Origin of the sequence: Nocardioides sp., assembly GCF_035576065.1 — a bacterium.
In the GTDB taxonomy this organism is placed as follows: Bacteria; Actinomycetota; Actinomycetes; order Propionibacteriales; family Nocardioidaceae; genus Nocardioides.
Window position 1 is genome coordinate 90,888 of sequence record NZ_DATLWX010000014.1, and the last position, 13,395, is coordinate 104,282.

Genomic DNA, 13,395 nt, shown 5'->3' on the forward strand with positions numbered 1-13,395 from the left:
CAACATCCCATGGTGGACGTTCAGGGGAGGGGCAGACGAGGAGTCAGGCCTCGCGCCGGAACCACACGGTCGCCAGCGGCGGCACGACGATGTCGGCGTAGGCGGGCTGCCCGTCGTGGTCACCGGCGACAGCCGTGATGCCACCGAGGTTGCCCACGCCTGATCCCGTGTACGCCGCAGCGTCGGTGTTCAGGATCTCCGTCCAGGCCCCGGTCGACGTCAGGCCGAGGCGGAAGCCCTCATGGGGCACCGCGGCGAAGTTGGACACGCACACGACGTCCGGCTGACCGGGAGCACGCCGGACGAACGAGAAGACGTTGCGGTTGGCGTCGTTGGCGTCGATCCACTGGAAGCCCTCGGGCACCTCGTCCCGGCCCCACAGGGCACCGGAGGAGGTGTAGGCGTGGTTGAGGTCACGCACCATGGCGTGCACGCCGGCGTGCTCGGGGTGCTCCAGCAGCCACCAGTCCAGCTCGCGCGACTCGGCCCATTCCGACTCCTGGCCGAGCTCGCAGCCCATGAACAGGAGTTGCTTGCCGGGGTGCGCCCACATGTAGGCGAGGTAGGCCCGCAGGTTGGCCAGCTGCTGCCAGCGGTCGCCAGGCATCTTGCGCAGCAAGGAGCCCTTGCCGTGGACGACCTCGTCGTGGCTGATCGGCAGGACGTAGTTCTCGGCGTAGGCATAGACCAGGGGGAAGGTGATCTGGCCGTGGTGGTGGCTGCGGTAGAGGGGGTCCTTCGCCACGTAGGTGAGCGAGTCGTGCATCCAGCCCATGTTCCACTTGTAGCCGAAGCCGAGTCCGCCCTCGGAGGTCGGTCCGGTCACGCTCGGCCAGGCGGTCGACTCCTCCGCGATGGTGACGACACCCGGGACGCGCTTGTAGACGGTCGCGTTCATCTCCTGCAGGAACTGCACCGCCTCGAGGTTCTCCCGGCCGCCGTTCTTGTTGGGGCTCCATTCCCCGTGCTCACGGGCGTAGTCGAGGTAGAGCATCGACGCGACGCCGTCGACGCGGAGGCCGTCGGCGTGGAACTCCTCGAGCCAGTACAACGCGTTGGCGTACAGGAAGTTGCGCACCTCGTGTCGCCCGAAGTTGAAGATGTGGGAGCCCCACTCCTTGTGCCAGCCCCGCTGCGGGTTGGGGTCCTCGTAGAGCGCCGTGCCGTCGAACCGCGCCAGCGCCCACGGATCGGTGGCGAAGTGGCCGGGCACCCAGTCGAGGATGACGCTGATGCCGGCCTGGTGCAGGCGGTCGATCAGGAGCTTGAGTCCGTCAGGGTCGCCGAAGCGGGAGTCGGGGGCGAAGTACGACGTCACGTGGTAGCCCCACGAGCCGCCGAACGGGTGCTGCATCACCGGCATCAGCTCGACGTGGGTGAAGCCGAGGTCCTGCACGTAGGGGACGAGTGCATCAGCGATCTCGTGCCAGGTGTAGGTCCCGGCGCCGTCCTCGTGACTGCCGATGTGCTTGCGCCAGGACGCGAGGTGCACCTCGTAGATCGCCATCGGTGCCGCGACGGGCTCCTTCGTGGCGCGTGCGGCCAGCCAGTCGTCGTCGTTCCACGTGTAGTCGGACTCCCACACGATCGAGGCAGTGCTCGGTGGCTTCTCCGCATAGCGGGCCATGGGGTCTGCCTTGTCGACCCAGGCGCCGTCAGCGCCGCGGATGCGGTACTTGTACTGCGCCCCGATGCCAAGACCTGGCACGTGGGCGCTCCAGACCCCGGAGTCATCCACGCGCGTCATCGGGTGGCTGGCGCCGTCCCAGCCCGCCCACTCACCGGCGACCTGGACCTCGAGGGCGTTGGGTGCCCAGACCCGGAAGGCGACGCCGTCGTCGTCCACCTGGGCCCCCAGCACCTTCCACAGCTCCTCGTGGCGGCCCTCGTGGATGAGGTGGATGTCGAGCTCGCCGGGAGTGGCCAGATGCCCGGACTGGTCGTTGGGCTGGTCGGTCGTCCGGTTGGTCGGCTGGTCAGGGGTCATGGTGTCTCCGTGCGGTCGCGGGCCAGTCGGGCGAGCGCCCCGAGCGGGATGTCGACCCAGGTCGGGCGGTTGCGGGCCTCGTAGACGACCTCGTAGACGGCCTTGTCGGCGGCGTACGCCGCCAGCAGGGTCTGCTCCGACTCTGAGAGCTCGTGCTGGGCGTAGGCGGCGAGGAAGGCCTGGGAGTTGCGGGTGGACCACTCGTTGGCGCGGTAGGCCTGCTGTTCGCGAGCAGCCTGCTCGGGCTCGGAGGCGAGGTTGGTCATCGCCACAGCGCGGGGCGCGTAGTCGAACGAGCGGTGCATCCCGGCGATGTCGCGCCAGGGCGAGTCGGGTTGCAGGCGCTCGTGGAGCGGTTTGGACGGCTCGCCCTCGAAGTCGACGATCTTCCAGCCCTTCACGGTCCGTAGGGTCTGGCCCAGGTGGAGGTCTCCGTGGATCTGCTGCACGGGGACGTCATCGAGGGACCGGAGCGCGTCGTAGGCCGCCTCGAGCGCGGGAGCGTGCTCGGCGAGGGCAGGCACGACCGCGATGGCGTCTGCCAGGCGCTGGCCCATGGCCGACGCCAGCTCCGCCATCTCGTCCGCGGACCGCGTCGCGACCGGGAAGTGCTCGGCGAGCGTCTGGTGGGTCTCGGCGAGGGCGCGACCGAGTCGCGCCGCCTCGCCGGCGAAGTCGCCACCGACCTCGTCGGCGTGCAGGTCGCCCTCGGCGAAGAGGTTGCGCACGCTCGCGAGGGCGAGCTCCCAGCCGTCACTCGCGGTGCGGAGGAACTGCTGCAGCATGGCGAGCTGGATCGTGGAGTCGGTGGTCTCGTCGACGACGTCGAGCCACCCGTACAGAGCCGCCACGTGGTCGGAACCGGCACGGGTCAGCACCTCGTGGATCGACACGTCGGGGTTGACGCCGGGGGTGACCCGGCGGAAGACCTTCATCAGCGAGTCCTCGCCGAAGGCCACCGAGGAGTTGGACTGCTCGCCGGTGAAGAGGGTCGAGTGCGCCTCGGTGTCGAGGTCGTGACCCTCCACGCGGTGGAACGCGAGGTCCTCAGCGGTGACCTTGCCGTCGGCGACGGACGCGAAGGCCTCGAGCCACAGCGCCATGGCGGCCCGGTCGTGGAGAGCGTCGTAGGCGTAGGTGGCTGCCCCGTCCCCGGTGTCGATCACGTCGATCAACGCGTGCCCGAGCCGGTCCTGCGGCTCCGCGTAGAGCGCGAGCGGGACCTGGTAGAACTCGGGCTCGCCGTCGGCGTACGCGATCTCGGCCAGGTCGATGACGACGGTGAGGTGGGGGGTCGAGCCGGGCAGCGTGCCGACCCGGCGCACGACCCCGAGCTCCCAGGCGCGGCCCTTGCCGCCGAACCACCGGGCGCTGTCGATGTAGGGCTTCAGTCCGTGGGTGGTCGGACCATTCGGGTGTTGGCCGAAACCAGGTTGCTGGGTCATTCGTGCCCCTCTTCGCCGGGATTGCCGTCGATCAGTCGCATCCAGTAGAACCCGTAGCCCCCGAGCGTGAGGAGGTAGGGAAGCTCGCCGATGGACGGGAACGGCACGCCGCCCAGCAGCTCGATGGGCACCATGCCCTCCCAGTGCCTCAGGTCCAGCTCGACGGGCTGGGGGAACCGGCTGAGGTTGTTGATGCAGAGGATGACGTCGCGGCTGCCGTCGGCCGCCTCGTGCTCGCGGACGTAGGACAGCACCGTCGGGTTCGACCCGCCGAGGTCGGTGAAGGTGCCCAGCCCGAAGGCGGGGTGACGACGCCGGGCGTGCACGAGCCGCCGGGTCCAGTGGAGCAGGGACGACGAGTTCTCGAGCTGCGCCTCGACGTTGACCGACTGGTAGCCGTAGACCGGGTCCTGGATGGCCGGCAGGTGGAGCTTGCCCGGGTTGGCGGAGGAGAACCCGGCGTTGCGGTCGGGCGTCCACTGCATCGGGGTGCGGACGCCGTCGCGGTCGCCGAGCCAGATGTTGTCGCCCATCCCGATCTCGTCGCCGTAGTAGAGCACCGGAGAACCCGGTAGCGAGAGCAGGAGCGCGGTGAAGAGCTCCATCCGGTTGACGTCGTTGTCCAGCAGCGGGGCCAGGCGCCGCCGGATGCCGATGTTGGCCTTCATCCGGGGGTCCTGGGCGTATTCGCCCCACATGTAGTCGCGGTCCTCGTCGGTGACCATCTCGAGCGTCAGCTCGTCGTGGTTGCGCAGGAAGATGCCCCACTGGCAGCCGTCGGGGATGGCCGGCGTCTGCTCGAGGATCTCCGAGATCGGGAACCTGGACTCGCGGCGCACGGCCATGAAGATGCGCGGCATGACCGGGAAGTGGAAGGCCATGTGGCACTCGGTCCCGACCCAGCGTCCGGTTTCCTCGTCCAGCTCCGGGCCGAAGTACTCAACGACGTCGGCCGGCCACTGGTTGGCCTCGCACAGCAGCACGCGGCCGGGGTACTTGTCGTCGACGAACTGACGGCACTTCTTGAGGAACTCGTGCGTCTCGGGGAGGTTCTCCCCGTTGGTACCGGGGCGCTCGAAGAGGTAGGGCACCGCGTCGAGGCGGAAGCCGTCGAGCCCCATGTCGAGCCAGAACGCCATCGCGTCCATGATCGCGTCCTGGACCGCCGGGTTGTCGAAGTTCAGGTCGGGCTGGTGGTGGAAGAACCGGTGCCAGTAGTACTGCTGGCGGACCGGGTCCCAGGTCCAGTTCGACGGCTCGGTGTCGACGAAGATGATCCGCGCCTCTTGGTAGAGCTCGTCGGTGTCCGACCACACGTAGAAGTCGCCGTACGGCCCCGTCGGGTCCTCCCGGCTCGCCTGGAACCACGGATGTGCGTCCGAGGTGTGGTTCATGACGAAGTCGATGATCACCCGGATGTCGCGCTTGTGGCACTCGTCGAGGAACTCGTGGAAGTCCTCGGTGGTGCCGCACTCGGGAAGGATGTCGATGTAGTCGGCGACGTCGTAGCCGCCGTCTCGCAGCGGCGAGGTGAAGAACGGGGGCACCCACAGGCAGTCGACGCCGAGCCACTGGAGGTAGTCGAGCTTCTCGATCAGGCCCTTGAAGTCGCCGGTCCCGTCGCCGTTGGAGTCTCGGAACGACCGCACCAGCACCTCGTAGAACACCGCGGTGCGGAACCATTCGGTGTCCGAGCCCTGGTTGACGACCTTGGTGGGAACTTCACTCAACGGGGGCTCCTCAGGGTCACGATGTGGGCGGGCTCGTGGCCGGGATCCAGCCGGACGTAGTTGTTCTGGCTCCAGCTCCAGTCGGCCCCGGTGATCTCGTCGTGGGCAACGAAGGAGTCGTGCCAGTCCAGACCGAGCGCAGGCATGTCGAGGTGCAACACCGTCTCGCGGGTCGCGTGGGGATCGAGGTTGACCACCACGATCACGACGTCGTCGCCGTGCTTCTTGGAGAAGACCAGGACGTTGTCGTCGTCGCTGCTGTGGATCGTCAGGTTGCGCAGCAGCTGGAGGGCGGGGTGCTGGCGACGGAGGTCGTTGAGCCGGGTGAGGTATGGCGCCAGCGACCGACCGTCGGCCTCCGCCTGCTTCCAGTCGCGGACCCGGACCTGGTACTTCTCCGAGTCGAGGTACTCCTCGGAGCCGGGTCTCACCGCCACGTGCTCGTAGAGCTCGTAGCCGGCGTAGACGCCCCAGCTCGGCGAGCCGCACGCCGCCAGAACGGCGCGGATCTTGAACGCCGCCGGGCCGCCGTACTGCAGATAGCCGTGCAGGATGTCGGGGGTGTTGACGAAGAAGTTGGGCCGCATGACGTGGTCGGACTCGGTCGCGACCTCGGTGAGGTAGGACTCGAGCTCCTGCTTGGTGGTACGCCACGTGAAGTAGGTGTAGCTCTGGTGGTAGCCGACCGCTCCCAGGCCGTGCATCATCGCGGGCCGGGTGAACGCCTCGGACAGGAAGAGGACGTCGGGGTCGGTCCGTCGGACCTCGCGCAGCAGCCACTCCCAGAACGGCAGCGGTTTGGTGTGCGGGTTGTCGACGCGGAAGATGCGCACGCCGTGGGCCATCCAGTGCCGCACGATGCGCAGGACCTCGCGGCAGATCCCGGAGGGATCGTTGTCGAAGTTGATGGGATAGATGTCCTGATACTTCTTCGGCGGGTTCTCCGCGTACGCGATGGTGCCGTCGGCGCGCGTGGTGAAGAACTGCGGGTGGGTCTTGACCCACGGGTGGTCCGGGGCGGCCTGCAGCGCGAGGTCGATCGCCACCTCGAGGTCCAGCTCCCGGGCGCGGGCCACGAACGCGTCGAAGTCGTCGAGCGTCCCCAGGTCGGGGTGGACGGCGTCGTGCCCGCCGTCCTTGCTGCCGATCGCCCACGGCGAGCCGGGGTCCGTCGGACCGGGCGTCAACGTGTTGTTGGGCCCTTTGCGGTTGACCTCGCCGATGGGGTGGATCGGCGGCAGGTAGACCACGTCGAAGCCCATCGTGGCAACGTCGTCGAGACGCTTCGCCGCGGTGAGGAAGGTGCCGCTGGTGACCTCGCCGGTCTTGGGGTCGGTGGTCGCTCCCTCGGAGCGGGGGAAGAACTCGTACCACGCACTGAAGAGCGCACGGGTGCGGTCGGCGTACAGCGGATAGGGACCCTCGACCGTGACCAGCTCGCGGAGCGGGTGAGCCACGAGCAGGTCGTGGAGCTCCTGGCTCTGCAGGACGGCGAGCCGCGCCGCGACCGGTCGCTTCTCGTCGGTGGCAGCTTGAGCGGCAGCGCTGAGAAGTGCCTTCTCGCGCTTGTCGAGCATGGCCGCTTCCAGCACGCGGGCAAGGAGCAGCTGGGCCTCGGTGAACATCAGCTCGACGTCGACCCCGGCCGGGATCTTCAGGCCCGCGTCGTGCTCCCAGGTCGCGATCGGATCCGCCCAGGCCTGGATCTCGAAGGTCCAGGCTCCCTCGACGTCGGGGGTCACCCAGGCGGCGTACAGGTCGGGGACCTCGGCACCCTGCGCGACCATGCGCACCGGGGGTCGCCGGTTGCCCTGAGGGTCGATCAGCACGACTTCGGCACCGAGCCGGTCGTGGCCTTCCCGGAAGACCAGAGCGCGCACGGGCAACGGCTCGCCCACGGTCGCCTTGGCCGGGTGTCGGCCGAGGTCGACCACGGGGGAGACGTCCATGACGGGTATGCGTCCAACCATGCGCCCACACTTGCGACTCCCAGTGCCGCATGCAAGCCGAGGGCGATCGGGCCCACCCGTCGGGGCTACCTCAGCACCCCACCGCGTCACACCGGGTGAGCCACGTCACGCCTTCGAGCGGTGGGTCCGCCCGCCGAGTGCGACGGCCGGCTCGGTCGCACTGGTCTAGTCCGCTTGGCGGTTGCCACGACCCAGCCTCTTGGATCGATCCAAGAAATGGTCTACGGTCGTCGCTCGTGCGAGCTATCCGACGATTCACCGTCCGTCCTGTCCTGCCAGTGAGCCTCGTTGGCCTGACCACGCTGGCGGGCAACCTGCGCTGGTCCTGGCATCCGGAGACGCAGGACGTCTTCGCGGCGATCGACCCCCGTCTGTGGGTTGAGGTCAACCACGACCCCGTGCTCCTGCTCGGTGCCGTCGGCCGCGAGCGCCTCGACGAGCTGTCCCGCGACGAGGCGTTCCTGGCCCAGCTGGAGGCAGCCACCAGCTCGCTGAACGACTACCTGACCGGTGAGCGGTGGTACGCCCGCAAGGCTGGCGACGACGCCCCGACGGCCATCGCCTACTTCTCGCCTGAATACGGCATCAGCGCCGTGCTCCCGCAGTACTCAGGTGGACTCGGGATCCTTGCGGGCGACCACCTCAAGGCGGCCTCGGACCTCGGCATCCCCGTCATCGGCGTGGGCCTGTTCTACCGCCACGGCTACTTCAAGCAGTCGTTGTCCCGGGAGGGGTGGCAGCAGGAGACCTACCCGGTCCTCGACCCCGACGAGCTGCCCCTGCACCTGCTGCGCAACGAGGACGGCTCCCGCGCCATCGTGTCGATCTCGATGCCCGGTGGCCCCGACCTGCTGGCCCGGATCTTCGTCGCGAACGTCGGCCGAGTCCCGCTGCTGCTGCTCGACTCCGACATCGAGGAGAACCCGCAGTACTACCGCGACGTGACCGACAGGTTGTACGGCGGCAACTCCGAGCACCGTCTTCGCCAGGAGCTCCTGCTGGGCGTCGGTGGGGTCCGTGCCCTGCGTGTCTTCTCCCGCGTCACCGGCGCCTCGGCGCCTGAGGTCTTCCACACCAATGAGGGGCACGCCGGGTTCCTCGGTGTCGAGCGGATCCGTGAGCTCACCGTGGGTGAGGGCGGACCCGGCCTCGACTTCGACACCGCGCTCGAGGTCTCGCGGGCGGGCACCGTCTTCACGACCCACACGCCGGTCCCCGCCGGCATCGACAGGTTCCCGCGCGAGCTGATGCAGCAGTACTTCGGCGGCGAGTCCTCGCCGACCCCGGGAGTTCCCGCGGACCGGGTCCTGGCACTGGGTGCCGAGGACTACAAGGGCGGCGACGCCGGCGTCTTCAACATGGCAGTCATGGGCTTCCGCCTGGCGCAACGCGCCAACGGTGTGTCCGAGCTGCACGGCCACGTCAGCCGGGGCATGTTCAACGGCCTCTGGCCGGCGTTCGACGAGGCCGAGGTGCCGATCGGCTCGATCACCAACGGCGTGCACGGCCCGACCTGGATCGCCCGCGAGATCTTCGAGCTGGCGGCCGAGCTCGGGGCGGACGTCGACTCCGACGACACCGACGCGCTGTGGCCACTGGTCGACAAGATCGACGACAAGCGCCTGTGGGACCTCAAGCGCACGCTGCGGGCCCGTCTCGTCGCTGACGCCCGCAGCCGGCTCACGCGGTCCTGGATCAAGCGCGGGTCTTCCCCCTCCGAGCTCGGCTGGGTGCAGTCCGTGCTCGACCCGGACGTGCTCACGATCGGCTTCGCCCGCCGCGTGCCGTCGTACAAGCGACTCACGCTCATGCTGCGTGACCCCGAGCGGCTCAAGAAGCTCCTGCTTCACCCGGAGCGCCCGATCCAGCTGGTGATCGCGGGCAAGTCGCACCCCGCCGACGACGGCGGCAAGAAGCTGATCCAGGAGATCGTGCGCTTCGCCGACGACGCCGAGGTCCGCCACCGCATCGTCTTCCTGCCCAACTACGACATCGCGATGGCCCAGCCGCTCTACCCCGGCTGCGACGTGTGGTTGAACAACCCGTTGCGTCCCTACGAGGCGTGCGGCACCTCCGGCATGAAGGCCGCGCTCAACGGTGGTCTCAACCTCTCCATCCTCGACGGCTGGTGGGACGAGTGGTACGACGGCAACAACGGCTGGGCCATTCCGACCGCCGACGGTGTCGAGTCGACCGAGCGTCGCGACGACCTCGAGGCGGACGCGCTCTACGACCTGATCGAGAACGAGGTCGCTCCGCGCTTCTACGACCTGGACGAGAACGGCGTGCCCACCCGTTGGCTGGAGATGGTCAGGCACACCCTCAAGTCGCTCGGGCCCAAGGTCCTCGCGACCCGTCAGGTGCGCGACTACGTCCGCGAGCTCTACGCTCCGGCGGCCCACACGTCCCGGGCCCTGAACTCCGACTACCGCGGCGCTCGCGAGCTCTCGGAGTGGAAGCAACGTGTGCGTGCGGCCTGGCCGTCGGTGCGCGTCGAGCACGTCGACACGGACGGAGTCGGCGATGCAGCCGAGGTCGGCGCGACCGTCGACGTGCACTCCTTCATCGCCCTGGGCGACCTGAGCGTCGACGACGTCGAGGTCCAGGTGGTGCATGGCCGGCCCAGCGCCGACGACCTGCTGCTCGACGCCGCTACGACGGTGATGCGCCAGAGCGAGTCCTACGAGGGCAACCGGCACCGGTTCGATGCCTCCGTCACCCTCGACCGTTCGGGCTCGTTCGGCTACACCGTGCGCGTCGTGCCGCGGAATGCAGCGCTGGCGTCGGTCTCGGAGATGGGACTCGTCTCGCTCCCCGCCTGACGACGGATGCGATTCTCGACGGCGCTCCTGGCCGACCTGCCTGAGTGCATACCCGCCGTTGCGGACCTGCGCTGGCGGGAGTGGGGGCACCCGCCCGAGCCAGTCGAGCGCTCGTTCTGGCTGGACGTGACGACCCGCGAAGCAGGCCGCAGCGCCCTGCCCGTGACGTTCGTGTGCCTGGACGATTCCGGCGAGGTGGTCGGCGCTGTGGGCCTGGACGTCCATGACCTGGAGGAGCGACGCGAGACCTCACCGTGGGTCATCGGCACGATCGTGAGCCCGGATCGGCGGGGGAGCGGCGCCGGGCGTCTGCTGATGAGGCACCTGGAGCACTGGGCGACGGAGCACGGCTTCGGGGAGCTGTGGGTCGGCACCTCAGGCGCTGCGGGCTTCTACCGAGGATGCGGCTGGCAGCCGACGGAAGACTTCGTCACGTCGACCGGCCAGCGGATGTTCGTGCTCAGCAAGCAGATCGGCCCTGCCTCCTAGCTCCCGGGCATCACGACGGGTGCGCACGCGCATCCGGGGCCGCAGGCGAGGAAGGTGTGGACGGCGTGCCCGCACCGCGTGCACGGCATGTCGTGCGACAGGTGCACGTCGTTGGTCAGGACGGTGTCCCACATGGTCTCCTCCTTGCGTCGTGTCGTTCCCTGGTGGGTGTTCGAAGCCGGTGGCCCCAGCGACGGGAGTGCGGCCGCCCGGAGCGAGAAGAGGGCGCAAGCCGGATCAAGCGCCGCCGGCTGCCGCGGGTGCACAGTGTCCGCATGACGACAGCGAGCGACACGTTCGCGGCCTTCCTCACCACCATGGCCGACACGTTGGAGCTCGACAGCGAGGAGCGAGCGCGACGACTCCACCTCTCGCGCTTCCACCTCGACCGGATCGTGTCCGCCGCCGCGGGCGAGCCTCCGGAACGGATGCGCCGGCGCCTGCTGCTCGAGCGGGCGGCCTACCGGCTGGCGGTGACCGACCGCCAGGTCCTCGACGTCGCGCTGGAGGCGGGGTTCGGGTCGCACGAGGCGTTCACCCGCGCTTTCACCAGGGCGTACGGCGCTCCGCCGGCCCACTGGCGTCGCCACCCCGGCAGGACGCAGATCACCGCGCCCAGCGAGGTGCACTTCCACCCGCCCGGCAGCCTCCGGCTGCCCACCACCGCGAAGGTGACCCCCATGGACCTGTTGACCCGCATGGTCGAGCACCACGTCTGGCTGACCGGCGAGCTGCTCGAGCGCGCCGGCCGCCTCACCGATGTGCAGCTCGACGAGCCGATCCGCGTCTCTGTCGGCACGATCGACGACGACATGTCGATGCGCTCCGTGCTGGGCAGGTTGGTCGGCCAGCTCGCCCAGTGGAACGCCGCCTGCACCCAGCGGAGCCACGACTGGGAGGCCGAGCGCACCAAGTCCATCAGCACCCTGCGACGCGAGCTCGCCGTCGAGGGCCCGCTCTTCTTGGCCCAGGTGCACGACACGATCCGGGAAGGGCGGCTGGACGACACCTTCCTGGACGTCACGTGCAACGAACCGAAGGCGTTCACCTACGGCGGCATGATCGCCCACGTCCTGACCTTCGCCGCCGTACGCCGAGTCATCGTGCTCGGCGCGCTCGAGAAGGCCGGGATCACCGACCTGGATGCAGGGGACCCGGCCGACTGGGTGGGGCGACCTGCCTGAAGGCATCCCCGAGCGACGATCCCGTGGGTACCAGACAGCTAGGAAGATCAACGAGCGCCTTCGCCACCAGATGGGGGCGAAGGCGCTCGAGGTCGTAGGTAGGTCTTGACTTCGAGGTGCCTAGCGGAGTCGTCCGACCTCTGCAGCGAGATAGGCGAAGCTGTTCGGTGCGGGTACGTTGCCGGGAATCCAGCCCCAGCCTGATTCGCCATCTGCCACGCCGCTGTCGATGCCACCGGTCTCGTCTTGAAACAGCAGTCCCTGCGGTGTGGGCTGAATCAGGGTGGCGCCCTGCGGCACGCCCTGGGCCTCAGACACGACCGCAGCTCCCGGGGTGTCGGTCTGGAGTTGGCTCGCGGGGGGTACGGGGTTCGCCAGCACAATGACGCGGGTGCCGGGCGGGACCGCTGCGCTCAACTCCTCCACGGACGCGAAGGCGGGCTCGCTCCCCTGGGGCTGGCCGTCGATCCGCAGCTCCCCTCCCCGGTAGACCGTGACGTAGGCAATCTCGCCCGGTCGCTGCGCGGTGTTGCGTCGTGCAGTCTGGACCTTGACGGCCAGTACGGCGTTGTAGCTGAAGTCTTCGTACCCGGCGCCGTCGGACTCGACGGTGGTCTGCCCGTCACTCCAGCCGACCACCTCGCCGATCAACGCTGAGGACGCCTTGCGAGCCGCCTCCGACACTGATCTGGTCTGGGGGTAGTCGTACTCACTGCTACCGCGTACCACCGCAGCGTCGACAGAGGGGTTCTGCGTGGGTGCGCCGCCAATCGTTGCGCTGGTGGTAGGCCGTTCTTGAGCGGTGCTGCGGTCGGCCTCCGCGCTGCAGGCCCCGGTAGCGAGGCCAACGGTCAGAACCATGACGGCAACCTGGATGGTCTTATGCATCGCATTCTCCTATCAGAAGGTGATGTTGATGTGCTGGGTGCGGTGGTGGTTGCCGTAGAGCGTGATGTTGGTCCAGGCCCCCGTGACCTCGCCTGAACGAAGACAGCTGTGAGCGGTGTCGTCACCCGGGAAGAAATTGTCCGAGTAGTGCCGTACGCCGACCGTGTGGCCAAGCTCGTGGCAGCTGGTCTTGGATCGCTGATTGACAGGCTGCTGGGTGTTGTTGATGGTCCCCATAGCCAGAGTGATGCGGTAGACGTCGCACGATCCGTTGAGCCTGACGATGCACTCGCCCCGGCCGAACGAGCCGCCGAGGTCCCCTTGGGTCCAGCGCACATCGGTCTTCGCTCCGCAGCTACCCGGGTAGTTGGTCGTCACATCGGTCTGTTCACGCAGCCGCGTCATCGCAGCATCGGCCGCCGTCCGCTCGCTGAAGCCGGACAAGTAGCACCAACTGTGGTCCCCGCCATCGGGCGGCCCGTCGGGCTGGGGGGTGTCGGCATTCACAGTGGAACCGAGCGTCGACAGCGTCAACACGCTCACGATGGCGGCGATGAAGAGGCCACGCACCGAAATGCGCCGGGGCCTCGACCCAGGTACGGAGGGCGGAAAGGTGGTCATTGTTCTCCTTGGCTGCGTTGTTGTGGAAAGCGGGTTTCGCTTCACTTGGAACGCGCACAACTGAGACGTAACGACACCACCGCTGGTTCCCCATACGGAGAAACAAGGTTGCGTGTATGACGGTTGATCTTCCCGAGATCTCGCGTCTGCTGATATCGCTTGAATAGGCGCGTAGTAATACGCAACCATCTTGCGAAGTAACAGTCAAGAATTGTTGGACAGCATCTTCTGCTCGACCCGAGTCTCAGAACGATCGGTT

The 13,395-nt window shown here is 68.3% G+C and carries 10 protein-coding genes; 3 read left to right on the forward strand and 7 right to left on the reverse strand.

Features of this window, described 5'->3' with window-relative positions:
* Positions 1 to 43 precede the first annotated feature (43 nt).
* From glgB to VNJ48_RS07200, 4 genes are read right to left on the reverse strand one after another with little or no spacing between them, the layout of a single operon-like run.
* Positions 44 to 1,987 (reverse strand): 1,4-alpha-glucan branching protein GlgB, encoded by a 1,944-nt coding sequence (gene glgB, locus VNJ48_RS07185; RefSeq protein ID WP_325600548.1) that lies wholly within the window; start codon positions 1,985 to 1,987, stop codon positions 44 to 46.
* Entirely contained in the window at positions 1,984 to 3,432 is a 1,449-nt protein-coding gene (locus tag VNJ48_RS07190; RefSeq protein WP_325600549.1) for a maltokinase N-terminal cap-like domain-containing protein, read from the reverse strand. Before VNJ48_RS07190 ends, glgB begins: the two co-directional genes overlap by 4 nt.
* A complete protein-coding gene (gene treS, locus VNJ48_RS07195) occupies positions 3,429 to 5,162 on the reverse strand; it encodes a maltose alpha-D-glucosyltransferase (protein WP_325600551.1) in 1,734 nt (577 codons plus the stop codon). Before treS ends, VNJ48_RS07190 begins: the two co-directional genes overlap by 4 nt.
* A complete protein-coding gene (locus VNJ48_RS07200) occupies positions 5,159 to 7,132 on the reverse strand; it encodes an alpha-1,4-glucan--maltose-1-phosphate maltosyltransferase (protein WP_325600553.1) in 1,974 nt (657 codons plus the stop codon). The genes treS and VNJ48_RS07200 overlap by 4 nt, the downstream gene beginning before the upstream one ends.
* 236 nt (positions 7,133 to 7,368) lie before the next feature.
* Between VNJ48_RS07200 and glgP the strand changes: the two genes are divergently transcribed.
* Both glgP and VNJ48_RS07210 read left to right on the forward strand, forming a co-directional pair.
* Positions 7,369 to 9,954 carry an alpha-glucan family phosphorylase gene (gene glgP, locus VNJ48_RS07205; RefSeq protein WP_325600555.1) on the forward strand — a complete coding sequence of 862 codons (2,586 nt, stop codon included), beginning with the start codon at positions 7,369 to 7,371 and terminating at the stop codon, positions 9,952 to 9,954.
* A gap of 6 nt (positions 9,955 to 9,960) precedes the next feature.
* Positions 9,961 to 10,443 carry a GNAT family N-acetyltransferase gene (locus VNJ48_RS07210; RefSeq protein WP_325600557.1) on the forward strand — a complete coding sequence of 161 codons (483 nt, stop codon included), beginning with the start codon at positions 9,961 to 9,963 and terminating at the stop codon, positions 10,441 to 10,443.
* On the opposite strand, the gene VNJ48_RS07215 is transcribed toward VNJ48_RS07210, so the two are convergent.
* The gene (locus VNJ48_RS07215) at positions 10,440 to 10,577 is read right to left on the reverse strand and encodes a hypothetical protein (RefSeq protein WP_325600559.1); all 138 of its coding nucleotides are present in this window, start codon (positions 10,575 to 10,577) and stop codon (positions 10,440 to 10,442) included. The two genes, VNJ48_RS07210 and VNJ48_RS07215, sit on opposite strands and share 4 nt — an antisense overlap.
* A 141-nt stretch (positions 10,578 to 10,718) precedes the next feature.
* Here VNJ48_RS07215 and VNJ48_RS07220 point away from each other — a divergent pair, with 141 nt between their 5' ends.
* Positions 10,719 to 11,627: an AraC family transcriptional regulator gene (locus VNJ48_RS07220; RefSeq protein WP_325600561.1), complete on the forward strand. Its 909-nt coding sequence runs from the start codon at positions 10,719 to 10,721 to the stop codon at positions 11,625 to 11,627.
* 120 nt (positions 11,628 to 11,747) lie between these two features.
* Here VNJ48_RS07220 and VNJ48_RS07225 read toward each other — a convergent pair whose 3' ends face one another.
* The gene (locus VNJ48_RS07225) at positions 11,748 to 12,311 is read right to left on the reverse strand and encodes a hypothetical protein (RefSeq protein WP_325600563.1); all 564 of its coding nucleotides are present in this window, start codon (positions 12,309 to 12,311) and stop codon (positions 11,748 to 11,750) included.
* A gap of 216 nt (positions 12,312 to 12,527) precedes the next feature.
* Positions 12,528 to 13,181 (reverse strand): hypothetical protein, encoded by a 654-nt coding sequence (locus VNJ48_RS07230; protein ID WP_325600565.1) that lies wholly within the window; start codon positions 13,179 to 13,181, stop codon positions 12,528 to 12,530.
* Between the last annotated feature and the right edge of the window lie 214 nt (positions 13,182 to 13,395).